The organism is Prochlorococcus sp. MIT 1300, assembly GCF_034092375.1.
Lineage (GTDB): Bacteria > Cyanobacteriota > Cyanobacteriia > PCC-6307 > Cyanobiaceae > MIT-1300.
On sequence record NZ_CP139302.1, the window covers coordinates 777,727 to 799,065 of the forward strand.

At 46.0% G+C, this 21,339-nt stretch carries 18 protein-coding genes, 3 tRNA genes and 2 rRNA genes; 12 read left to right on the plus strand and 11 right to left on the minus strand.

Annotated elements, in window-relative coordinates; genetic code table 11:
- Nucleotides 1-32: 32 nt before the first annotated feature.
- The 4 genes from SOI83_RS04145 to SOI83_RS04160 all read right to left on the minus strand — a co-directional run bounded on the left by SOI83_RS04145 (nt 33) and on the right by SOI83_RS04160 (nt 5,155).
- A 23S ribosomal RNA gene (locus SOI83_RS04145) occupies nt 33-2,908 on the minus strand.
- A gap of 438 nt (nt 2,909-3,346) precedes the next feature.
- A tRNA-Ala gene (locus SOI83_RS04150) sits at nt 3,347-3,419 on the minus strand.
- Nucleotides 3,420-3,428: 9 nt separating this feature from the next.
- A tRNA-Ile gene (locus tag SOI83_RS04155) sits at nt 3,429-3,502 on the minus strand.
- A gap of 168 nt (nt 3,503-3,670) precedes the next feature.
- A 16S ribosomal RNA gene (locus SOI83_RS04160) occupies nt 3,671-5,155 on the minus strand.
- Together the 16S and 23S rRNA genes with 2 tRNA genes alongside form the textbook arrangement of a ribosomal RNA operon.
- Nucleotides 5,156-5,842: 687 nt before the next feature.
- On the opposite strand from SOI83_RS04160, the gene SOI83_RS04165 reads away from it, so the two are divergent.
- A complete protein-coding gene (locus SOI83_RS04165) occupies nt 5,843-7,324 on the plus strand; it encodes a glycoside hydrolase 100 family protein (protein ID WP_320677387.1) in 1,482 nt (493 codons plus the stop codon).
- A gap of 41 nt (nt 7,325-7,365) precedes the next feature.
- Here SOI83_RS04165 and petD read toward each other — a convergent pair whose 3' ends face one another.
- Together petD and petB are read right to left on the minus strand one after the other, a co-directional pair.
- Nucleotides 7,366-7,848: a cytochrome b6-f complex subunit IV gene (gene petD, locus SOI83_RS04170; protein WP_320677388.1), complete on the minus strand. Its 483-nt coding sequence runs from the start codon at nt 7,846-7,848 to the stop codon at nt 7,366-7,368.
- 82 nt (nt 7,849-7,930) lie between these two features.
- Nucleotides 7,931-8,587, minus strand: a complete 657-nt coding sequence (petB, locus tag SOI83_RS04175; RefSeq protein ID WP_320677389.1) for a cytochrome b6 — start codon at nt 8,585-8,587, stop codon at nt 7,931-7,933.
- A gap of 72 nt (nt 8,588-8,659) precedes the next feature.
- On the opposite strand from petB, the gene ctpZ reads away from it, so the two are divergent.
- The 6 genes from ctpZ to SOI83_RS04205 all read left to right on the plus strand — a co-directional run bounded on the left by ctpZ (nt 8,660) and on the right by SOI83_RS04205 (nt 13,416).
- Nucleotides 8,660-10,015, plus strand: a complete 1,356-nt coding sequence (gene ctpZ / locus SOI83_RS04180; protein WP_320677390.1) for a carboxyl-terminal processing protease CtpZ — start codon at nt 8,660-8,662, stop codon at nt 10,013-10,015.
- On the plus strand, nt 10,012-11,274 hold the full coding sequence (locus SOI83_RS04185; protein WP_320677391.1) for an HD domain-containing protein: 1,263 nt from the start codon (nt 10,012-10,014) through the stop codon (nt 11,272-11,274). The genes ctpZ and SOI83_RS04185 overlap by 4 nt, the downstream gene beginning before the upstream one ends.
- A 57-nt stretch (nt 11,275-11,331) precedes the next feature.
- Nucleotides 11,332-11,964: a septum site-determining protein MinC gene (minC, locus tag SOI83_RS04190; protein ID WP_320677392.1), complete on the plus strand. Its 633-nt coding sequence runs from the start codon at nt 11,332-11,334 to the stop codon at nt 11,962-11,964.
- A gap of 94 nt (nt 11,965-12,058) precedes the next feature.
- Nucleotides 12,059-12,874: a septum site-determining protein MinD gene (minD, locus tag SOI83_RS04195; RefSeq protein WP_320677393.1), complete on the plus strand. Its 816-nt coding sequence runs from the start codon at nt 12,059-12,061 to the stop codon at nt 12,872-12,874.
- A 6-nt stretch (nt 12,875-12,880) separates the two neighbouring features.
- Nucleotides 12,881-13,171, plus strand: coding sequence for a cell division topological specificity factor MinE (minE, locus tag SOI83_RS04200; protein ID WP_320677394.1), 291 nt, complete (start codon nt 12,881-12,883; stop codon nt 13,169-13,171).
- 173 nt (nt 13,172-13,344) lie between these two features.
- Nucleotides 13,345-13,416: transfer RNA gene (locus SOI83_RS04205), tRNA-Thr, on the plus strand.
- A gap of 455 nt (nt 13,417-13,871) precedes the next feature.
- Here the strand turns inward: SOI83_RS04205 and SOI83_RS04210 are convergent.
- The 5 genes from SOI83_RS04210 to SOI83_RS04230 all read right to left on the minus strand — a co-directional run bounded on the left by SOI83_RS04210 (nt 13,872) and on the right by SOI83_RS04230 (nt 16,714).
- Nucleotides 13,872-14,462, minus strand: coding sequence for an L-threonylcarbamoyladenylate synthase (locus SOI83_RS04210; protein ID WP_320677395.1), 591 nt, complete (start codon nt 14,460-14,462; stop codon nt 13,872-13,874).
- A gap of 3 nt (nt 14,463-14,465) precedes the next feature.
- The gene (gene prmC, locus SOI83_RS04215; RefSeq protein ID WP_320677396.1) at nt 14,466-15,350 is read right to left on the minus strand and encodes a peptide chain release factor N(5)-glutamine methyltransferase; all 885 of its coding nucleotides are present in this window, start codon (nt 15,348-15,350) and stop codon (nt 14,466-14,468) included.
- A 93-nt stretch (nt 15,351-15,443) separates the two neighbouring features.
- Nucleotides 15,444-15,893: an acyl-CoA thioesterase gene (locus tag SOI83_RS04220; protein WP_320677398.1), complete on the minus strand. Its 450-nt coding sequence runs from the start codon at nt 15,891-15,893 to the stop codon at nt 15,444-15,446.
- A gap of 158 nt (nt 15,894-16,051) precedes the next feature.
- Entirely contained in the window at nt 16,052-16,198 is a 147-nt protein-coding gene (gene psbM, locus SOI83_RS04225) for a photosystem II reaction center protein PsbM (RefSeq protein WP_320677399.1), read from the minus strand.
- Between the two features lie 153 nt (nt 16,199-16,351).
- The gene (locus tag SOI83_RS04230) at nt 16,352-16,714 is read right to left on the minus strand and encodes a 2Fe-2S iron-sulfur cluster-binding protein (protein WP_320677400.1); all 363 of its coding nucleotides are present in this window, start codon (nt 16,712-16,714) and stop codon (nt 16,352-16,354) included.
- 247 nt (nt 16,715-16,961) lie between these two features.
- On the opposite strand from SOI83_RS04230, the gene psbB reads away from it, so the two are divergent.
- The 5 genes from psbB to SOI83_RS04255 all read left to right on the plus strand — a co-directional run bounded on the left by psbB (nt 16,962) and on the right by SOI83_RS04255 (nt 21,334).
- Nucleotides 16,962-18,485: a photosystem II chlorophyll-binding protein CP47 gene (psbB, locus tag SOI83_RS04235; protein WP_320677402.1), complete on the plus strand. Its 1,524-nt coding sequence runs from the start codon at nt 16,962-16,964 to the stop codon at nt 18,483-18,485.
- Between the two features lie 55 nt (nt 18,486-18,540).
- Complete coding sequence (locus SOI83_RS04240; RefSeq protein ID WP_320677403.1) at nt 18,541-18,633, plus strand: photosystem II reaction center protein T; 93 nt, start codon at nt 18,541-18,543, stop codon at nt 18,631-18,633.
- Between the two features lie 207 nt (nt 18,634-18,840).
- The gene (gene nrdR, locus SOI83_RS04245; protein WP_320677633.1) at nt 18,841-19,317 is read left to right on the plus strand and encodes a transcriptional regulator NrdR; all 477 of its coding nucleotides are present in this window, start codon (nt 18,841-18,843) and stop codon (nt 19,315-19,317) included.
- 95 nt (nt 19,318-19,412) lie between these two features.
- Nucleotides 19,413-20,516: a 30S ribosomal protein S1 gene (locus SOI83_RS04250; RefSeq protein WP_320677404.1), complete on the plus strand. Its 1,104-nt coding sequence runs from the start codon at nt 19,413-19,415 to the stop codon at nt 20,514-20,516.
- Between the two features lie 20 nt (nt 20,517-20,536).
- A complete protein-coding gene (locus SOI83_RS04255; protein WP_320677405.1) occupies nt 20,537-21,334 on the plus strand; it encodes an HAD-IA family hydrolase in 798 nt (265 codons plus the stop codon).
- The last annotated feature ends 5 nt before the right edge of the window (nt 21,335-21,339 follow it).

Here is a 21,339-nt window from a genome sequence, read left to right on the forward strand (position 1 = left end):
ACAAAACAATCTTTTTGTAAGAACCAAAAAATATGGTCAAGCCCTCGGTCTATTAGTACTCCTCCGCTGCACCTGTTACCAGGCTTCCACGTAGAGCCTATCAACGGGTGTTCTTCCCGTGACCTTACTGGCTTATGCCATGGGAACACTCATCTTGAGGTGGGCTTCCCACTTAGATGCTTTCAGCGGTTATCCACTCCGCACATGGCTACCCAGCGTTTACCGTTGGCACGATAACTGGCACACCAGAGGTGCGTTCCTCCCGGTCCTCTCGTACTAGGGAGAAATCCTCTCAATATTCCTGCGCGTACACCGGATATGGACCGAACTGTCTCACGACGTTCTGAACCCAGCTCGCGTACCGCTTTAATGGGCGAACAGCCCAACCCTTGGGACCGACTTCAGCCCCAGGTTGCGATGAGCCGACATCGAGGTGCCAAACCTCCCCGTCGATGTGAACTCTTGGGGGAGATCAGCCTGTTATCCCTAGAGTAACTTTTATCCGTTGAGCGACGGCCCTTCCACTCAGAACCGTCGGATCACTAAGGCCGACTTTCGTCCCTGTTCGACTTGTAGGTCTCACAGTCAAGCTCCCTTCTGCCTTTGCACTCGACGACTGATTTCCAACCAGCCTGAGGGAACCTTTGCGCGCCTCCGTTACCTTTTAGGAGGCGACCGCCCCAGTCAAACTGCCCACCTGATACTGTCCGCTCCCCGGATAACGGGTGAACGTTAGAACCCTAGCTCTGAAAGAGTGGTATCTCACCATTGACTCAGTAGCACCCACAAGCACTACTTCAACGTCTCCCACCTATCCTGCGCATTCAGAGCCCGGGCACAATACCAAGCTACAGTAAAGCTTCATAGGGTCTTTCTGTCCGGGTGTACGTAGTCCGCATCTTCACAGACAATTCTATTTCGCCGAGCCTCTCTCCGAGACAGCGCCCAGATCGTTACGCCTTTCGTGCGGGTCGGAACTTACCCGACAAGGAATTTCGCTACCTTAGGACCGTTATAGTTACGGCCGCCGTTCACCGGGGCTTCAGTCGCCAGCTTCGCTTACGCTGACCGGCTTCCTTAACCTTCCGGCACTGGGCAGGCGTCAGCCCCCATACATCGTCTTGCGACTTAGCGGAGACCTGTGTTTTTGGTAAACAGTCGCCTGGGCCTCTTCACTGCGACCAGCTCTCGCTGGCACCCCTTCTCCCGAAGTTACGGGGCCATTTTGCCGAGTTCCTTAGAGAGAGTTATCTCGCGCCCCTCGGTATTCTCTACCACCCCACCTGTGTCGGTTTCGGGTACTGGCAGTTATGCCTTAACGGGTATAGGGCTTTTCTTGGAAGCATGACATCACCAACTTCGCTGCCGTGGCAGCTCGTACTCACGCCTCAGCTCGGAACGTTTTCACCGCTCCTCAACGCCTTGAACGCTTGAACCAGTAACCAACATCTGGATTGGCTAGCCTTCTCCGTCCCCCTTCCCAAAACATAACCGGTACAGGAATGTTGACCTGTTATCCATCGACTACGCCTTTCGGCCTCGCCTTAGGTCCAGACTAACCCTCCGCGGACGAGCCTGCCGGAGGAACCCTTAGGGTTTCGGGGCATGGGATTCTCACCCATGTTTTCGCTACTCAAGCCGACATTCTCACTTCCATGCAGTCCACGCCCGCTTACGCTAACGCTTCACCCCACATGGAACGCTCCCCTACCATTTAACAAGTTAAATCCGCAGCTTCGGTACAACACTTAGCCCCGTTCATTTTCGGCGCAGGATCGCTCGACCAGTGAGCTATTACGCACTCCTTTGAGGATGGCTGCTTCTAGGCAAACCTCCTGGTTGTCTGGGCAATCCCACCTCCTTTATCACTTAGTGTTGATTTAGGGACCTTAGCTGGCGGTCTGGGCTGTTTCCCTTTCGACCATGGAGCTTATCCCCCACAGTCTGACTGCCTAGTTACACACAGGGTATTCAGAGTTCATCTCGATTTGGTACCGCTCTCGCAGCCCGCACCGAAATGGTGGCTTTACCCCCCTGCTGGAGCACTAGACGCTACGCCTCAACGTATTTCGGGGAGAACCAGCTAGCTCCGGGTTCGATTGGCATTTCACCCCTAACCACAGCTCATCCGCTGATTTTTCAACATCAGTCGGTTCGGACCTCCACTTGGTATCACCCAAGCTTCATCCTGGCCATGGTTAGATCACCCGGGTTCGGGTCTATAAACACTGACCAACGCCCTATTCAGACTCGCTTTCGCTATGGCTCCACCATTTCCGGTTTAACCTGCCAGTGCCTATAAGTCGCCGGCTCATTCTTCAACAGGCACACGGTCACCCGATAAGTCGGGCTCCCATTGCTTGTAGGCTCACGGTTTCATGTTCTATTTCACTCCCCTCCCGGGGTTCTTTTCACCTTTCCCTCGCGGTACTGTTGCGCTATCGGTCACACAGGAGTACTTAGCCTTACGAGGTGGTCCTCGCAGATTCACACGGAATTCCACGTGCTCCGTGCTACTCGGGATACAGCTAGGCCAACTCTCCTTTCGATTACGGGGCTTTCACCCTCTTTGGCGCGCCATTCAAACGCTTCTTCTAGGTTTGTTGGTCCACGTTGCTGTCCCACAACCCCGATGGTCGAAACCATCGGTTTGGGCTATTCCCCGTTCGCTCGCCGCTACTTAGGGAGTCGTTTTTACTTTCCTTTCCTCCAGCTACTAAGATGTTTCAGTTCGCTGGGTTGGCTCGAGCCAGCCTATGGATTCAGCTGGCCGTTCTAGGGGTTGCCCCATTCGGAAATTCCCGGATCAAAGCGTGTTTCCAGCTCCCCGAGACTTATCGCAGGTAACCACGTCCTTCATCGCCTCTGTGTGCCAAGGTATCCACCATGAGCCCTTTGTAGCTTGACCATTAAATTTCTATAGAGTCAAAGGTGTGTTGAACACTTATTTCTTAGATATTTAAATTCTTTCTAAAAACTTATCTCAAGTTTCCCTGAGATATAGAAATTTAGAAAAGACTTAAATATCTAATCAAACTCTTGATATAGAGGAATTGCTCACATCAAAAGAACACTATAGATTCTTAGCTCTTGCTCAAGAATTAACACTCTCCGTTAAAGAGAAGTGCATCCATGAGATGCTTTATCTTTTCCAGACTTATCTATGCAGTTGTCAAGGTTCTGCTGAAGTTCTCTGAAACTCTTTAGAGATTCAGTGAGCCCAGCGTCCTGTCATTTTCTTCTTTAATAAAGGTGAAAAGGATAGGAAGCTAGGTTCATTCAGAGGACAAAACTAAGTCACATCAATTTGAGTGATCTCTATTGGGTCGTTGTAGGAGGTGATCAGTGGAGGTAAGCGGACTCGAACCGCTGACATCCTGCTTGCAAAGCAGGCGCTCTACCAACTGAGCTATACCCCCAACACCGAATGGGCCATCCTGGACTTGAACCAGGGACCTCACCCTTATCAGGGGTGCGCTCTAACCACCTGAGCTAATGGCCCAGGAGAAAACCCTTGCGGGGTGTGACCTAGACAAGTTTAGGAACTGAAATCAAAAGCCAAATGTTGATCAAATGGCAATCAATCTGAGGTACCGATCGACCTAAGGTGACAGGACCATGGTCTAAGGATAAATAAACTCAGACATCATGATCGATTGTTGTCTCCCTGTTAGGAGGTGATCCAGCCGCACCTTCCGGTACGGCTACCTTGTTACGACTTCACCCCAGTCATCAGCCCCACCTTCGGCGTCCTCCTCCACAAGGGTTGGAGTAACGACTTCGGGCGTGGCCAACTTCCATGGTGTGACGGGCGGTGTGTACAAGGCCCGGGAACGTATTCACCGCAGTATGCTGACCTGCGATTACTAGCGATTCCTCCTTCACGTAGGCGAGTTGCAGCCTACGATCTGAACTGAGCCACGGTTTATGGGATTTGCTTGCCCTCGCGAGTTTGCTGCCCTTTGTCCGTAGCATTGTAGTACGTGTGTAGCCCAGGATGTAAGGGGCATGATGACTTGACGTCATCCACACCTTCCTCCGGTTTATCACCGGCGGTCTCTCTAGAGTGCCCAACTGAATGCTGGCAACTAAAGACGTGGGTTGCGCTCGTTGCGGGACTTAACCCAACATCTCACGACACGAGCTGACGACAGCCATGCACCACCTGTCACTGCGTTCCCGAAGGCACCCTCCAATTTCTTAGAGGTTCGCAGGATGTCAAACCCTGGTAAGGTTCTTCGCGTTGCATCGAATTAAACCACATACTCCACCGCTTGTGCGGGCCCCCGTCAATTCCTTTGAGTTTCACACTTGCGTGCGTACTCCCCAGGCGGAACACTTAACGCGTTGGCTACGACACCGAGGGGGTCGATTCCCCCGACACCTAGTGTTCATCGTTTACGGCCAGGACTACAGGGGTATCTAATCCCTTTCGCTCCCCTGGCTTTCGTCCATGAGCGTCAGTTATGGCCCAGCAGAGCGCCTTCGCCACTGGTGTTCTTCCCGATATCTACGCATTTCACCGCTACACCGGGAATTCCCTCTGCCCCTACCACACTCAAGCCCAACAGTTTCCACTGCCTTGATGGAGTTAAGCTCCACGCTTTAACAGCAGACTTGAAAGGCCGCCTGCGGACGCTTTACGCCCAATAATTCCGGATAACGCTTGCCACTCCCGTATTACCGCGGCTGCTGGCACGGAATTAGCCGTGGCTTATTCCTCAAGTACCGTCAGATCTTCTTCCTTGAGAAAAGAGGTTTACAGCCCAGAGGCCTTCATCCCTCACGCGGCGTTGCTCCGTCAGGCTTTCGCCCATTGCGGAAAATTCCCCACTGCTGCCTCCCGTAGGAGTCTGGGCCGTGTCTCAGTCCCAGTGTGGCTGATCATCCTCTCAGACCAGCTACTGATCGAAGCCTTGGTGAGCCATTACCTCACCAACAAGCTAATCAGACGCGGGCTCATCCTCAGGCGAAATTCATTTCACCTCTCGGCATATGGGGTATTAGCGGCCGTTTCCAGCCGTTATCCCCCTCCTGAGGGCAGATTCCCACGCGTTACTCACCCGTCCGCCACTAACCCGAAGGTTCGTTCGACTTGCATGTGTTAAGCACGCCGCCAGCGTTCATCCTGAGCCAGGATCAAACTCTCCGTAGTAGATCAAACCCTTTTGTCGATCCTTTATATAAAGAAACGGCTCAGCTTGATTTGCTTCACCCACATATCAGCACTGGCGTACGGATATGCAGTTGATGCCTCCTTCTTCTGACAGAAGGGTTCAAAGAGTGCACTATCAGAATCTCTTCCGTGTGTCTTTCCGAGATCTCAGATCCGGTCGTTGCATAAACCTGTCACACCTTTTACATAAACACTGACCCGTGAAAGTCTGTGAACATGCAGTAACAGGAGTCTGCAACTTAATTTCTTTTGACGGGACCTCACACTCTCATCGCATACCTATCCAAAAGAGCTAAACACCAAGCAGGCGTCAAGCCTTTTGAACGCGACAAAAGCGTCAGTTCCTAAACTTTTCAGTTGTCCAGGTTCATACCCTTCACTCCTTAACAAGGAGCTTCAGGGTCACAGCCTTTCGACTGCTTATAAAACTTACAACACCGGTGGTTTTGTCCTACCAGTCTTGCAAGCACCCACAGTGCATTAAAGGCTCGCGCCTTGTTTGACCCGGGGGATGCGCACCAGGCTCAGCCCGTTGCACATCCAAATAACTTAAACCATTAACCTCCAAAGATGCAACAAAGAAAAAATACAAGCATCTCAAGACTTGCTTTCACTGTGAAAAATCAAAGACAGAACTAGCGTTTAGCCATAGGTCTTAGGAGCAACATGGCAGGACGCTTTAGTCAAAAGCATCAGAGAGTCCGTCCAAACTCCAATGAAGAACAGGTAATTAAGCGAGCATCCGAACATTTCGAACGTAGTCTCGTCGAAGTGGCTGGCCAAGTTGCTGGAAGCATCGCTGCGTTAGAGCACCCAGCAAAAGACGAGGCTTTGAACTACGGCGAGATCTTTCTAAGAGACAACGTGCCAGTCATGATCTACATGTTGGCCAAAAAGCGTTATGACGTTGTCAGACATTTTCTAAGTGTCTGTCTTGATCTTCAAAGCACGACATATCAAACAAGAGGAGTTTTCCCAACGAGCTTTGTAGAAGAGGAAGGAGAACTCATTGCAGATTATGGGCAACGCTCTATAGGAAGGATTACATCTGCTGATGCAAGCCTCTGGTGGCCAGTCTTGTGCTGGCTCTATGTGAGGCGCAGTGGTGACGAAAGTTTTGGGACTAGCCAAAGAGTCCAAAGAGGTGTCCAACTGCTTTTAGATCTTGTACTTCATCCAACTTTTGAAGGTACCCCTGTACTTTTTGTCCCTGATTGCTCATTCATGATTGATCGCCCCATGGACGTTTGGGGCGCACCACTAGAAGTCGAAGTTTTACTCCACGCCTGTTTAAGAAGTTGTATTGAATTGATGGAGTTAAGCAGAAAAAATCAAGTCAGTCGTCTATTAGACCAACGTCTTGTTCTAACTAGGCAGTGGGTACATGACCTAAGGCAATTTCTCCTAAAGCATTACTGGGTAACTAGCAAGACAATGCAGGTTCTCCGGCGAAGACCCACTGAGCAATACGGAGAAGACCAACACCAAAACGAATTCAATGTTCAACCCCAAGTTGTACCTTCCTGGCTTCAAGACTGGTTAGAAAACCGCGGAGGCTATTTAATCGGGAACATTAGGACTGGACGACCAGATTTCCGTTTTTACAGCCTTGGGAACTCCCTAGCTTGCATGTTTGGGGTACTTACGGCTCCCCAACAAAGAGCCCTATTTCGCTTAGTACTCCACAATCGTCATCATCTAATGGCACAAATGCCTATGCGAATCTGCCATCCACCAATGGATGGTGCTGAGTGGGAGAACAAAACCGGTTCTGACCCAAAAAACTGGCCCTGGAGCTATCACAATGGCGGACATTGGCCCAGCCTGCTTTGGTTTTTTGGAGCATCAATCCTTTTACATGAAAGACGTTATCCAGATGCTGACGTACTGCTCATGGGGCAAATGCGTGCACTTCTTGAAGAGTGTTATTGGAGTCAACTAAATCAATTACCAAGGCAAAAGTGGGCAGAGTACTTTGATGGCCCTACAGGTACTTGGGTGGGACAGCAATCAAGGACCTATCAGACCTGGACAATTGTCGGCTTCCTTTTGATGCATCACTTTCTACGTGTAGCGCCTGAAGATGTAGAAATGCTGGATCTTGAAGAGCTTTTACCAGAGAAAAAATACAAAAAAAAGCCGGTTTAATAAACCGGCTTTTTTATAGAAGCTATTCAATTAAAACCCTATTAAAATAGGCCAAGTGTTAATGACTTATCTATAGGTAAACAAGCACCTATACCCAAATAGATAGTAAAAACAGTTCCAAAAAGAAAGAACCCCATTGCTACTGGCCTTCGGAAAGGATTTTGGAATTTATTAAAGCTTTCAATAAAAGGAATAAGCATCAACCCTAGAGGCACCAAGGTTTGCAAAGTAATGCCAAGTAGTTTGTTAGGGACAACTCGAAGGATTTGAAAAACTGGATAGAGATACCACTCAGGCAAAATTTCCAGTGGTGTAGCGAACGGGTCTGCCTTGTCACCAAGCATCGCTGGATCCAAAACAGCTAGACCTACAACACAAGCAATTGTCCCAAGAATTACTACTGGAAAGATGTAGAGCAGATCATTGGGCCATGCAGGCTCACCGTAGTAATTGTGACCCATGCCTTTGGCAAGCTTTTCCCTAAGCTTGGGGTCAGCCAAATCAGGTTTCTTAAGAATATGCATAAGTAGAGCTTCCAGGCTAAAAGAACGAATTGAAAGAGAAAAAAGATCAGGTTTTAAACCCTAATCAAAATTTGGGAGGATTTTACAAAGGCCCCGAAATGCCTTGCTTACGGATCATCAAGAAATGCATAAGCATGAAGACTGCAAGCAGCCAAGGCAAAACAAAAGTGTGAAGGCTATAAAAGCGAGTCAGAGTTGGCTGACCAACACTCTCTCCACCACGAAGCAACTCAACCATAAAATCCCCGACAACTGGTATCGCCGCTGGAACTCCAGAAACGATTTTGACTGCCCAATAGCCAACCTGGTCCCATGGCAAGGAATAACCTGTAACACCAAAGGAAACAGTAATAACTGCCATTGTTACGCCAGTAACCCATGTCAGTTCTCTTGGTCGCTTAAAGCCGCCTGTTAAATAAACCCTAAAAACATGCAAGATGAGCATGAGCACCATCATTGACGCGCTCCATCTATGCACTGACCTAATAAGCCAACCGAAACTGACATCAGTCATCAAATAGCTCACAGAGCTATAAGCCTCAGCAACAGTTGGTTTGTAATAAAAGGTCATCGCGAACCCTGTCGCGAATTGAATAAGAAAACACACAAGTGTTATGCCACCCAAGCAATAAAAGATATTGACGTGCGGGGGGACGTATTTTGAGGTGACGTCGTCAGCTATGTCCTGAATTTCAAGACGTTCCTGGAACCAGTCGTAGACAGGTGAGGAGTTCGCCATGCAGATCTGGGCTTGTTTTTATAGAAAGAGTCTACTGAACGTCATCAAGGGTCTCCAGCAAGGATCAAACCAATGTCGCTGAGTGTCAATTCCTGGTCAAAAGCCCTGCGGCGCATGCTTATTGCGCTGACAAGCCTCTGTATATGCATTTTCCTGAATGCACCAACAGCAATTGCCCTAAACGATGGCCAGCAGTTGGTTCTTGATAGTTGGAGCCTGGTTAATGAGGGTTATCTAGAACCGAAAAAATTTGATGAGATTCAATGGCGCAAACTTCGACAAAAAGCGTTGGAAAAGCCCATAGAAACAAGTGATCAGGCCTATGCAGCTATTGAAGCTATGTTGCTACCGATAGGAGATCCTTATACAAGATTGTTAAGGCCAACTGATTACACCGCCATGAAGGCGAGCAATCTTGGCAGTGAAATAAACGGGGTTGGCCTCCAGCTGGGAGCAAGGCCTGAAGATGGAGAAATTGTTGTTATTGCTCCCCTGGAGGGTTCTCCTGCAGCAGACGCGGGGATTATCAGTGGAACTGTCTTGCTAAGTGTCAATGGAGAATCGCCCAAAAAGCTTGGCCTAGAAGCAACTGCTTCAAGACTTAGAGGAGAGACAGGTTCACAGGTATTAATTAAATTGCAGTCACCCGATGGTGAAAGTGAAGAAATAATTCTTGAAAGAAGGGAGGTTGACTTGCGCCCCGTTAGGACAAGGCGGCTAAGGAATGAATCCCACACCCTTGGCTACCTGCGAATAACACAATTTAGTGAAGGTGTGCCTGAGCAAGTTAATGAAGCTCTACAAGAACTTTCAGAAAAAGAGATTGAAGGACTAGTACTTGATCTTCGCAATAATTCCGGAGGACTTGTTAGCTCTGGATTAGCTGTTGCAGATGTTTTCTTAAAAAATAAACCAATAGTTATAACTAAAAATAGAGATGGGATTAATGATCCAATCCCATCAAGTTCTGAAATTCTCTATGAAGGTCCGATGGTAACTCTTGTTAACCAAGGAACAGCAAGTGCAAGCGAAATACTCGCTGGAGCTCTCAAAGACAATGGAAGGTCTCAACTATTAGGAGATCGCACTTTTGGGAAAGGGTTAATTCAATCTTTAACAACCCTTAGCGATGGCAGCGGCCTTGCCGTAACCGTTTCAGCTTACTTAACACCTAATGGCACAGATATTCAGGGGAATGGGCTTAAGCCAGATCGAATATTAGACAAACCTGAACCACTAAATCCCGGCAGTTCAGAAGATCGCTGGCTACAAGATGCTGAACTGTTTATGGGAGCCAATTTGGATATTGATAGAAACAAAGAGCTGGAAATGTTGGAAGCCTCTGAGGCCGCAACACTCGAAATTGACCCACGACCCTCTCAATCAAGCTTTCAACAATCCGTCATCAACCCGCAAGCTAATCGATGAGCCTGCGGACATATCAAGACCCACTTCATGGCGGAATCAGTCTCGATAGCAGAGACCCCGCAGAAGCAATGGTGATGAAGTTAATAGACACTCAACCATTTCAACGACTGCGTCGGCTAAGACAGCTTGGGCCTGCTTTCCTTACATTCCACGGAGCTGAGTCAAGCAGATTCACACATTCACTAGGAGTGTTCCACCTTTCTCGAAGAGCAATAAACAAATTAATTCAATTTGATGCAGCACTAACCAAACAGCGCGGTGTTCTATACGGAGCAGCATTACTTCACGATCTTGGGCATGGCCCACTGAGTCATACAGGCGAAGAAATGTTTGGCCTAAATCATGAGAAGTGGTCTGCTGAACTGGTGCGCAAGCATCCTGAAGTTAAACAAGCTTTAGAAGATTTTGAAATCGGCACCGCTGAATCGGTAGCAAGCTTGCTTGAAGGTAATCTCAAGACATCTTCTAAAGCAATAAAAGCACTAGTAAGCAGCCAGCTTGATTGTGATCGATTGGACTATCTTTTAAGAGACAGTCACAGCACAGGCACTAGATATGGGTTACTTGATTTAGATCGAATACTTTCTGCTTTAACCATTGCTCCTGATGGAGACTTAGCCATTCATCCAAAGGGGCTTATGGCAGTTGAACACTATTTGGTAATTCGCAATTTGATGTATCGAAGTGTTTATAACCATAGACTGAATGAAGTATGCAATTGGCTACTAGTTCAGATAATCCAAATGGCTCGAATTTTGGGACCTGGCAAAGTTTGGACTGATAAAATTATGGCAAAATGGTTATGGAACCAAGACAATCTCGATCTAAATCTATTTCTCGGAAATGATGATATTCGCATGGGCTATCACTTGATACGGTGGCAAGAGGACGAAACTCAAGCCGCCTTAAGTGAGCTCTGCAAAAGGTTCCTAACACGAAACCTTTTAAAGGCATTATCTATTGGCAACCTAAGCAATACTGAACAATTAGAAGCCCTTGCTTTAGCAAGAAAATTGTCCGAAGAGAAAAGTCTAAATCCAGATCAATGCTGCGGGTTAAGGCATCAAAGTCTGCATGGATATCACCCATACATAGGAGGCTTGCGCTTATGGGATGGGGAGCAACTAAGTGCTATTGAGCAAGCCTCACCTTTAATAGAAAGTCTTAGCAATCCAGCAGGCACATCTTGGCTGATTCACCCTAAAGAAATCAACAATGAACTCATAAAAAAACTAACTGACTTTAGGAAAAGCCGTTAACTTATAATAGCTAAAAACGAAGGGAAGATGGCAAGAGAAAGCATTCAACCCCATTTTTTGACCCTATCTGCCTCTCAAAGTGTCAACTGGAAAGAAGCACTTAAAAGCAAGTTAAGCGAACTACAAGAAGGCCTTGTTGAATTGAATTGCATGGATTTACCCCTAGGATGCAAAGAACTTTCCTACATAAGTTCTGCAGCTGAAAATGCTAATTTAAAGATTACTTTAATCAAATCTCATCATCTCGAGACGCTAGTTTCAGCTGCTGCCCTAGGCCATCAAACACAACTCAATCTTTCAACCAAGCAAGACACCTTTGAGTCACTTAAAAACGAAACTGAAAACTTTAATTCATCTACTAATACAATGTTCCATGAAGGCACACTCCGATCAGGAGAGCATTTGGAAAGCGAAGGAGATGTTCTTGTCCTTGGAGATGTAAACCCAGGAGCCACAATTACAGCAAAAGGCAATGTGTTGATATGGGGTCGTTTATTAGGGACTGCGCATGCCGGCAAAGGAGGAAACGATTTTGCCAAAATTGTTGCTTTACAGCTACGTCCTCTTCAATTGAGGATTTCTAATGCGATTGCAAGAGGTCCGGCAGAAAAACCTGAGCCTGGACTAGCAGAAGAAGCTTATCTGCAATCAGGCCAAATCTTGATTAAACCAGCTGGAGCGACAAGATAGGGGGACCATCAAAATGATCGAATGCAAACGTTAGTCGCCATCTCATGTGAGTATCGCCAAGGCCCATTAAGCTTTCTCCACTCTTAAATGGCCCGTGTCGCCTAATACCAGAATCATTCTTATTTGCTCAGGGAAGGGAGGAGTCGGCAAGACAACCCTTACAGCCAACCTGGGAATTGCTTTAGCCAAACAAGGATCAAAGACGGTTGTCTTGGACGCTGATTTTGGCTTGAGGAACCTCGATTTACTTTTGGGCCTAGAAAACAGAATTGTTTACACGGCGCAAGAGGTCCTTGAAGAGAGCTGCCGACTGGAGCAAGCCTTGGTGAAACACAAAAGGGAGCCAAACCTAGCCTTACTCCCTGCAGGGAATCCAAGGATGCTTGAGTGGCTAAAGCCTGATGACATGAAGCGTGTCGTCACAATGCTCAAAGATCAATTTGATTATGTCCTTATCGACTGTCCAGCAGGAGTTGAAGATGGATTTAAGAATGCAGCCGCTGCTGCCGAAGAATCAATAGTCATAACTACACCAGAAGTTTCGGCAGTAAGAGATGCTGATCGAGTAATCGGCTTGCTAAATACCTATGGAATCAAGCCTGTTCAACTTGTCCTTAATAGAGTCAGGCCAAAAATGATTGCCAGCCAAGAGATGCTTTCAGTAGATGATGTCACAGATATTCTTGCTCTCCCATTACTTGGCCTTGTCTTGGAAGATGAACAAGTAATTGTCAGTACCAATCGAGGCGAGCCTTTAACACTGGTAGGAAGCAATTCACCGGCTGCACGTTGCTATGAAAACGTAGCAAGCCGTCTTACAGGGAAAGACATTCCACTAATTGATCCCGCCAAGGAGGGCAAAGGCCTTGGCAATAAGTTTCGCCGCCTAATGCAAACCAAGATTTTCTAAAAGCCAATGACACTTCGAGACATCATCACAAAACTACTTGGACGCCAGCCTGCTAGTGCCAGTACTGCCAGAGAACGCCTTCAATTAGTTCTTGCGCACGACAGATGCGATCTAAGTCCAGAATTATTAGATGTAATGAGACGCGAAATATTAGAAGTGGTCGCAAAATATGTAGAAATCGATATTGAAGAAGGTGCTGTTAGCTTGGAAACCGAAGACAGAATGACTGCTCTTGTAGCAAACCTTCCCATAAAACGACCTCTCCCAACAGCCATCGACACCGCAAGCAATAGTTGACGACTAAAAACTCTTTTTCATTATTGACCTTCGCCAGACCAGATTAAAAATCAAACTCAGTCACGAAAACATTTCCCCAGTCGATTAGAAAGCTTTAAAGGCTTGTACCTATTGATAAGGATTAGAATAAATCCAATCAACAAGCGCGAGCGACTCGCTAAAATGTTTCTATAGCCGGCTTAGCTCAGTGGTAGAGCAGCGCTTTTGTAAAGCGAAGGCCATCGGTTCAAATCCGTTAGCCGGCATTGCATGAAATCGACAAACAATACTAAAAACACCGATTCATAAAATTTAATTAGCCTATGTACCTAATCGGGTTATTTTTATTATGTGATCTGAAATCTATTTCCTACCCGCAATAATCCAAGCCCCTAGAAACAAAGCTATTAATTCAAAGCTATTTAGTTCAACAATAGGTGTCAAAAAAATAATGAACGGCTTTAGTAACCAATCAAAACTAGCCTGGAGTAAAAGAATAATACCTAGAAGCCAAATCATTCTGAGAAAAAGGTAGTACGAAAGGGAACTTGAAGGCGAAAACTAAAACACCTAAATCTAAACAATACATAATAAAGCAATAACAAGATATTTGGCAAGTTGCTAGCTTGTAGATAGTACGAAACCATTAGATAGAGGCAAGTACAAAAATATTTTTTTGGTTTGCTCTTAAAGCTTACCCAGTCAAGCTTTTTTCTACTCTTTAATTCTCAGGAGTAATAGAGCCTTGCCTCAAAATTTTCCATGTATTAGAAGGCTCCCATAGCAAAACTGTACTTGGCTGTTCAGAAAATTTAGGCCATGGCAGCGGGCCTAAAATAGGCAGTTCAGGAAAGATAGAAAAAGCCTCCTTAACAGTTCGAGCGGGAGTATTACCTGTGATGTTTACACTGGTTGTTGCCAGTGGGCCAACTTCTTTTAGAAATTCTCTTGCAATTTGGCAATTTGGTATACGCAATCCAATTGTTTGGTTTGTTTTATTTAAAGAAGCTACTAAAGGGCCTGCGGCGGGAAGAACAAGTGTTAATTCTCCTGGCCAATATCGATTTGCCATAACCGCTGCAGCGGCTTTACATGACGGCGAAACCAGATCAAGCAACTGATCAGATTCAGCACCCATAAGTATTAAGGGTTTCTCATGGGATCTACATTTAACTTTCCATATCTTTGCTGCAAACTCTGGCAAAGCAGCAAGTGCAGGCAAGGTATCAGTGGGGATTATCCCTAATGATCCTTTCTGCATTTTTAATATCAATGCATTCGACTGAACAACCAAGGACTCAAAGTTATCCATTCTTCAATTTAATCTTTTTTGTGTAAGTCTCCCTAAAGCGAAACGTCTTACCCCCTGCAAGTCCAATTCATAGGAGATTTCCTTAAGACCTATGTCTCTCATCATGCCAAGAACTGCATCACTTTGATCATGATGGTGCTCAAGAAGCAACCAGCCGCCTGGAGCCAAGGCATCTACCGACCCAATAATTATCTCCCGAAGACTAGAGAGCCCATCCTCTCCACCTATCAATGCCACCTCTGGCTCATGGTCTCTTACAACAGGATGAAGTTCTTCAAAAACATGGCTTGGGATATATGGGGGATTACTCAAAACCAAATTCAATTTCCCCCACCATTGTTTTAAAGGCCCCCACCAAATACCAGAATGAAGCTGGCAAGGACAACCTGGGACCAAAGCGTTGAAATTCTTGGAAGCCAAATGAAGCGCATCACCGCTGCAATCCACAGCATGCCCATTCCAGTCTGGCAACTCCTTCGTAAGAGCAATTGCTAAAGCACCAGAACCCGTGCCTAAATCAGCCCAAACTCCTGGTTGATGGCCTTTAACTCTTGATAATGCCAAGTCAACCAAAATCTCGGTTTCCTGTCTAGGAATTAAAGCAGCAGGACTAATTTCAAGTTCTATATCCCGCCAAGGGCAACGGCCAATCAAATGCTGCAATGGAATATGTTCATAAATATGTCTTCTCCAAAAGCTCGAAAGTTCATCAAGTGATTTGCTAAGCACTACTGGTCCATCTCGGCAAATATGAAGCTTTTGAAGCGCACCCCAAGACAAACCTCCGCCTAAATCCAACAGCCAATCAATATCATCTGCTCTTCCACCTAAGGCCAATTGACTCTTTCTCCAATTCAAAAGTTCTTTTGCTTGGAGTTTCTGAGACATAATAATTAGAGTTTAATAATGAAGAGTAGTCCTTAAAAGACAATGGTCTCCCCATTCAATTCAAACTTCAAAATTAAATTAAGGCAAAGCATCCTAATCATCAATAGGTCCCTGATGGAGAGAACTAAATACAGCTAGTAAATCTTCTGGTGTTTCCCGCAGTAGATTCCTTTTAGTATCAGAGAGTCTAACTAAAACCAAGTCCACTTTTGCTTCAATAATTAAGTCTCCATTACTCCTGTAAACCTTAGATATCCAAGGCCATCGAATCCCTTTTCTAGACATAGCCCAACTATCTATGACAACTTCTTCTCCATGAAAGAGAGTTTTAAAGTACTTAATCTCTAAACCTACTACTGGCATTTCCAATCTTCTCTCTTCAAATTCGCTATACCTACAACCTGCTGCTTTTAGTGCCTCTACTCTGGCCTCCTCTAACCATTGCACATAGGCTCCATGCCACATAACTCCAGCATAATCTGTGTGCTGAGGTAATACTCTTTTATGAATCCGCCAAGGTCTTACCGGTGTGTTAAATGTCAAACCTACAGGCCTTAAAAAAGATTCACCTAATTAGAACCACTGAATACACTTTAGGACAATAAAAAAGAAAAAAGATACAGAGATCTCTGCCTACTCTCTGGTAGGCAGAGATCTAAACTTTTCGACATTAAGCCTATTAAGCCTTAAGCAAAACAGGGCTACTTGCCAAGTTTTCCTTTAGGAGAACTAGAGCTGAAGCTCGATTTATCACCAGTATTAGTCGCTATATAGAGACCAATAAGGAAAATCGTCGGAACCCCAACGAAAAGTACGCTGCCGATAAAGCCGAAGTTGGTGGTTTCCATGACCGCAAGTGGTTGTTCGAAAAAGCTATCACCGGTAGGTCCAATAAATGGAAATAACTTCAGGGCTCTTCATCCGAATTATCAGCAAAGTAACAAACCCCAGAAATTTAAAAATTCGGATGGCAGCTCTAAAAGCTAGTTATGGATTAGGTTTTAAGCCAACGGAGCACTCTTTGCAGACTCAATTAGGGCTTTGGCGTTTAAAGGCGGAGACTGCGGTTTAGTCAGAATTATTACTGAGGATTTGACAATTGTTTGGCAAGCAAGACGCCAATTTGCGGGACGAGCTTTCAACTTGACCTTTTCAACTTCAGTTAATGGAGAAAGTGCCTCAGGACTAGTTGGATCAATAACTGCCACAAAACAAGTAATGCACTGACCACATCCGCCGCAGTTGCCAAGGTTGCCCTTCAATCCATAAAGCTCTAGGCCTTCACGAAGAGCTACTTGGCGAAGATTGTCTCCAACCCCACATTTGACATCTCTTCCTTCTCGAACGAAACGAATTGTTGGCATCTTTTAGAAGTTGAACGCAAAGACAAACACTATTTTGCCTATTGGCGTTGCGATTTGTGACCGCATGGAAGAACCCAGAAATACTCCTTCAAAGCTAGTTATCACTGTTCCTTATACAGCTTGCCTGGCTCGACATTAGTATCACTACACGTTGCAGGTAGCGACAAGAAACCGCTTTGCACCAGCCAGACCCCTTACGATCAACCGGTCTGGCTGCTTAAGCAGCTTTGTTCCACGAACCTGACCCATGGGATTGCCCTGGTATCGGGTGCACACAGTCGTTATCAACGACCCCGGCCGACTCCTGGCCGTGCACCTCATGCACACAGCTTTGTTAGCCGGCTGGGCCGGCTCCATGGCCCTATATGAACTGGCCATCTTTGATCCATCTGATCCAGTCCTAAACCCAATGTGGCGTCAGGGCATGTATGTCATGCCCTTTATGGCCCGCATAGGTATTACAGGTAGCTGGAGTGGATGGGATATCACAGGTAAGACCGGATTAGATCCAGGATTCTGGAGCTTCGAAGGTGTTGCTGCTGCCCATATCGTCTTCAGTGGCCTCTTGATGCTGGCAGCCATCTGGCACTGGACTTACTGGGATCTTGAACTCTGGGAAGACTCTCGTACCGGCGAAGCCGCGCTTGATCTCCCAAGAATCTTCGGGATCCATCTTCTTCTCGCAGGCCTCACCTGTTTCGGCTTTGGTGCATTTCACTGCTCCACAGTCGGACTTTGGGTATCTGACCCTTACGCCCTAACTGGCCACGTTGAGCCAGTAGCACCCGCTTGGGGTGCGGACGGATTTAACCCTTTCAGCCCTGGTGGCATCGTTGCCAACCACATTGGCGCTGGACTACTGGGAATAGTGGGTGGAATTTTCCACATCACAAACCGTCCTGGTGAAAGGCTTTACAGAAACCTGAAAATGGGAAGCCTTGAAGGAGTTCTCGCAAGCGCTCTTGCAGCCGTTCTCTTTGTTTCCTTTGTTGTATCTGGAACCATGTGGTATGGCTCTGCCACCACACCTGTTGAGCTCTTCGGGCCAACTCGTTTCCAGTGGGATTCTGGATACTTCAAAACAGAGATAAACCGTCGCGTCCAAACCTCCATGGACCAAGGAGCGACTAAGGCTGAGGCTTATGCCGCTATACCAGAGAAGCTTGCCTTCTATGACTATGTAGGCAACAGCCCTGCCAAAGGAGGTCTATTTAGACCTGGTGCGATGGTGAATGGAGATGGCTTGCCAACTGGTTGGCAAGGCCATATTGCATTCACAGATCGTGAAGGCAACGACCTCGAAGTACGCAGAATTCCTAACTTCTTCGAGAACTTCCCAGTAATTCTTGAAGATTCCAACGGGAACGTTAAGGCTGACATCCCATTCCGCCGGGCAGAAGCGAAGTACTCCTTCGAACAAACTGGCATTACCGCAACAATTTACGGTGGTGAATTGGATGGTCAAACCTTTACTGACCCTGTGGTTGTAAAACGTCTGGCTCGTAAAGCTCAGCTAGGTGAATCCTTCAAATTCGATCGCGAAACCTATGCCTCTGATGGCGTATTTAGAAGTTCGCCTCGGACATGGTTTACCTTTGCGCATGCTTCATTCGCATTGCTCTATCTATTTGGGCACTGGTGGCATGCAGCGAGAACTCTTTACCGCGATACATTTGCAGGTATTGATCCAGATCTTGGTGATCAGGTTGAATTTGGTCTCTTCCAAAAACTTGGAGACAGTTCCACCCGACGCGTCCCAGGACGTGCTTAACCCAGGTCTAATGGCCTTGTCCTTTTACAGCTGATAGCCCCTACCGAGACTCTCGATGGAAGCCTTCTCCTACGTTCTAATCCTCACTCTGGCACTGGGGACCATATTCTTTGCTATCGCATTTCGCGATCCACCAAAGTTCAAATAAAAACCCAGAAAAGCCCTGCTTAGGCAGGGCTTTTTTTTGTCTGAAAATCATTCTCTAGGCTTATTTTCAAAAAAGTTCTATTTTTGCGAGTAATTTTACAGAAGTCTCCTAGCAGCTAGAAGTACAGAAATAGACAACAAAGGGCCTTCTCATATGGCCAATCAATGTATACAGTTGGTTTATATACATTGGAGCATTAAGGGCAGTATGCAATGCCCCAGTTGCCAAAGCACAGATAGTCGAGTTCTTGAATCAAGAGCAGCTGACAGTGGTCGCAGCGTTCGGCGTAGGCGCGAGTGCTTAAATTGCGAGTACAGATTCACAACCTATGAAAGGGTCGAAACAATTCCTATAACTGTTCTCAAGCGAAATAACACTCGAGAAACATTTAGTAGAAGCAAGCTGCTAACTGGCCTTTCAAGAGCTTGTGAGAAAACCTGTATAGGTGTAAGCAATCTCGAAAGATTGGTAGATGAAATAGAGAGTCAGCTACAACAAAGATCAGCAAGAGATGTTAAGAGCTCAGAAATTGGAGAGATGGTTCTTGAAGAGCTTCGGGAAATTAGCGAGGTGGCATTTGTGAGATTTGCTTCAGTTCATAGAGAATTCAGGGGAATAAACGATTTTGTAGAAACCCTGGACAGCATCAATTCAACTAAGAGTGAACTAGCAACCGTTAGCTGAGATGCGTATCTGTAGAGTGTTTTACTAATTCCGCATTGTCGACGGGCTATCGGGATCCTTTCGCACTGTCTTAAAAGGCAGACCGTCAAATAAAAATGTCAGCAACTACTACTGAACAGGTTCAAGGCTCTGATTCCGAGAAAAGCATCGATCAAATCACAACTGATACGACTCAACAAAAAAATACCGCTGTTGATCCTGTTGCAGAAGAAGAGCTTGAAATCCCAGAGGAAGTCCCAACTGCTGACGACCCTAGTAGTAGGCCTGCAAAACGTGACCTAGACGGAGGAGCCGGTTTTACCGTTGATGAATTTGCTGCACTTTTAAGCAAATACGACTACAACTTCAAACCTGGGGATATCGTTAACGGGACAGTATTTGCTCTTGAATCAAAGGGAGCAATGATTGATATAGGTGCAAAGACAGCAGCATTCATGCCTTTGCAAGAAGTCTCAATTAATAGAGTCGAAGGCCTTAGCGATGTACTTCAACCTTCAGAAGTACGCGAATTCTTCATTATGAGTGAAGAGAATGAAGATGGGCAACTCTCACTATCAATTAGACGCATTGAATATCAACGCGCTTGGGAAAGAGTACGGCAACTACAAAAAGAAGATGCCACCATTTACTCAGAAGTATTCGCAACAAACCGAGGTGGAGCTTTAGTAAGAGTAGAAGGCCTTAGAGGATTCATTCCAGGGTCACATATCAGTACTCGCAAGCCAAAAGAAGAATTGGTTGCTGACTTCCTACCTTTAAAGTTTCTAGAGGTAGATGAAGAACGAAACAGATTAGTTCTCAGTCATCGAAGAGCACTGGTCGAAAGAAAGATGAACCGCCTAGAAGTTGGTGAAGTTGTAATTGGAACTGTTAGAGGGATCAAGCCATATGGCGCCTTTATCGATATTGGAGGAGTTAGTGGGCTTCTGCATATTTCTGAAATCAGTCATGAGCACATTGAGACGCCACATTCTGTCCTAAATGTGAATGATCAAATGAAAGTAATGATTATTGACCTTGATGCAGAGCGAGGCCGCATTTCCCTTTCAACTAAAGCTCTTGAACCTGAACCAGGCGATATGCTTACAGACCCTCAAAAAGTTTTTGACAAGGCTGAGGAAATGGCGGCTCGTTATAAGCAGATGTTGCTTGAACAAGCAGAAGAAGGAGAAGATACAACAACCTCAATGATGGTTTAAAAAACATAGATCCTCTTTCAATGCCTCATCTTTTCCTGAAAGGGATACCCTTGGGATCTTTCAAAGGTATCCTTTTTGATAAAGACGGCACTCTTTCGAATAGCGAGGCTGATCTATTGATTACGGCCAAAACACGAATCGATCAAGCTACTTTACTTTTATCTTCAGAAGGCGAAAAACCAGAGACAATAGAAAAGATTAAACATTATCTTGAAAATGCATATGGGTTAAATAATGATCACCTTAATCCTGGAGGAATCATTGCAGTTGCTTCACGAGAGCAAAATCTAATTTCCACCGCAACAGTTTTCTGCTTATTAGGCAAGACATGGCCTGAATCTCAACTAATGGCAAATAAAGTCTTCTCTTTAACGGATAAATTAAAAGGAGAATCAACACCACAAATAATACAAAGGAAGCTGCTCCCAGGTGTCTTGAAGTTGCTGAATAATCTAAGAAATGCCGGATGCATCTGCGCAATTATTAGCAACGATTCGTCAAGCGGCATAAGAGACTTTATAGATTCCAACAAACTCAAGATTGATCATTACTGGAGTGCAGAGCATGTTCCACCCAAGCCTGACCCAGGCGCCGTAAAGGGACTATGTAATCTCATAGGCTTAAAGCCATCTGAATGTGTCCTTGTCGGAGATGCAGATTCAGACTTGACCATGTCAAGACAGGCTGGCATAGGACTAACTATGGGATATGTAGCTGGATGGAATGAGCCTCCTTTTTTGAGCTCCCATCAAAAACTTATCCACCACTGGGATGAACTAACAGTCAAAGCAAACCTTAAAGTTCTTGATACGGCTTGATCCAA

Excerpts from the sequence above, each read along its gene's own strand:
- SOI83_RS04165 (WP_320677387.1), top strand. The coding sequence starts at position 5,843 with ATGGCAGGACGCTTTAGTCAAAAGCATCAGAGAGTCCGTCCAAACTCC.
- petD (WP_320677388.1), bottom strand. The coding sequence starts at position 7,848 with ATGCATATTCTTAAGAAACCTGATTTGGCTGACCCCAAGCTTAGGGAA.
- petB (WP_320677389.1), bottom strand. The coding sequence starts at position 8,587 with ATGGCGAACTCCTCACCTGTCTACGACTGGTTCCAGGAACGTCTTGAA.
- ctpZ (WP_320677390.1), top strand. The coding sequence starts at position 8,660 with ATGTCGCTGAGTGTCAATTCCTGGTCAAAAGCCCTGCGGCGCATGCTT.
- SOI83_RS04185 (WP_320677391.1), top strand. The coding sequence starts at position 10,012 with ATGAGCCTGCGGACATATCAAGACCCACTTCATGGCGGAATCAGTCTC.
- minE (WP_320677394.1), top strand. The coding sequence starts at position 12,881 with ATGACACTTCGAGACATCATCACAAAACTACTTGGACGCCAGCCTGCT.
- SOI83_RS04210 (WP_320677395.1), bottom strand. The coding sequence starts at position 14,462 with ATGGATAACTTTGAGTCCTTGGTTGTTCAGTCGAATGCATTGATATTA.
- prmC (WP_320677396.1), bottom strand. The coding sequence starts at position 15,350 with ATGTCTCAGAAACTCCAAGCAAAAGAACTTTTGAATTGGAGAAAGAGT.
- psbM (WP_320677399.1), bottom strand. The coding sequence starts at position 16,198 with ATGGAAACCACCAACTTCGGCTTTATCGGCAGCGTACTTTTCGTTGGG.
- SOI83_RS04230 (WP_320677400.1), bottom strand. The coding sequence starts at position 16,714 with ATGCCAACAATTCGTTTCGTTCGAGAAGGAAGAGATGTCAAATGTGGG.
- psbB (WP_320677402.1), top strand. The coding sequence starts at position 16,962 with ATGGGATTGCCCTGGTATCGGGTGCACACAGTCGTTATCAACGACCCC.
- SOI83_RS04240 (WP_320677403.1), top strand. The coding sequence starts at position 18,541 with ATGGAAGCCTTCTCCTACGTTCTAATCCTCACTCTGGCACTGGGGACC.
- nrdR (WP_320677633.1), top strand. The coding sequence starts at position 18,841 with ATGCAATGCCCCAGTTGCCAAAGCACAGATAGTCGAGTTCTTGAATCA.
- SOI83_RS04250 (WP_320677404.1), top strand. The coding sequence starts at position 19,413 with ATGTCAGCAACTACTACTGAACAGGTTCAAGGCTCTGATTCCGAGAAA.
- SOI83_RS04255 (WP_320677405.1), top strand. The coding sequence starts at position 20,537 with ATGCCTCATCTTTTCCTGAAAGGGATACCCTTGGGATCTTTCAAAGGT.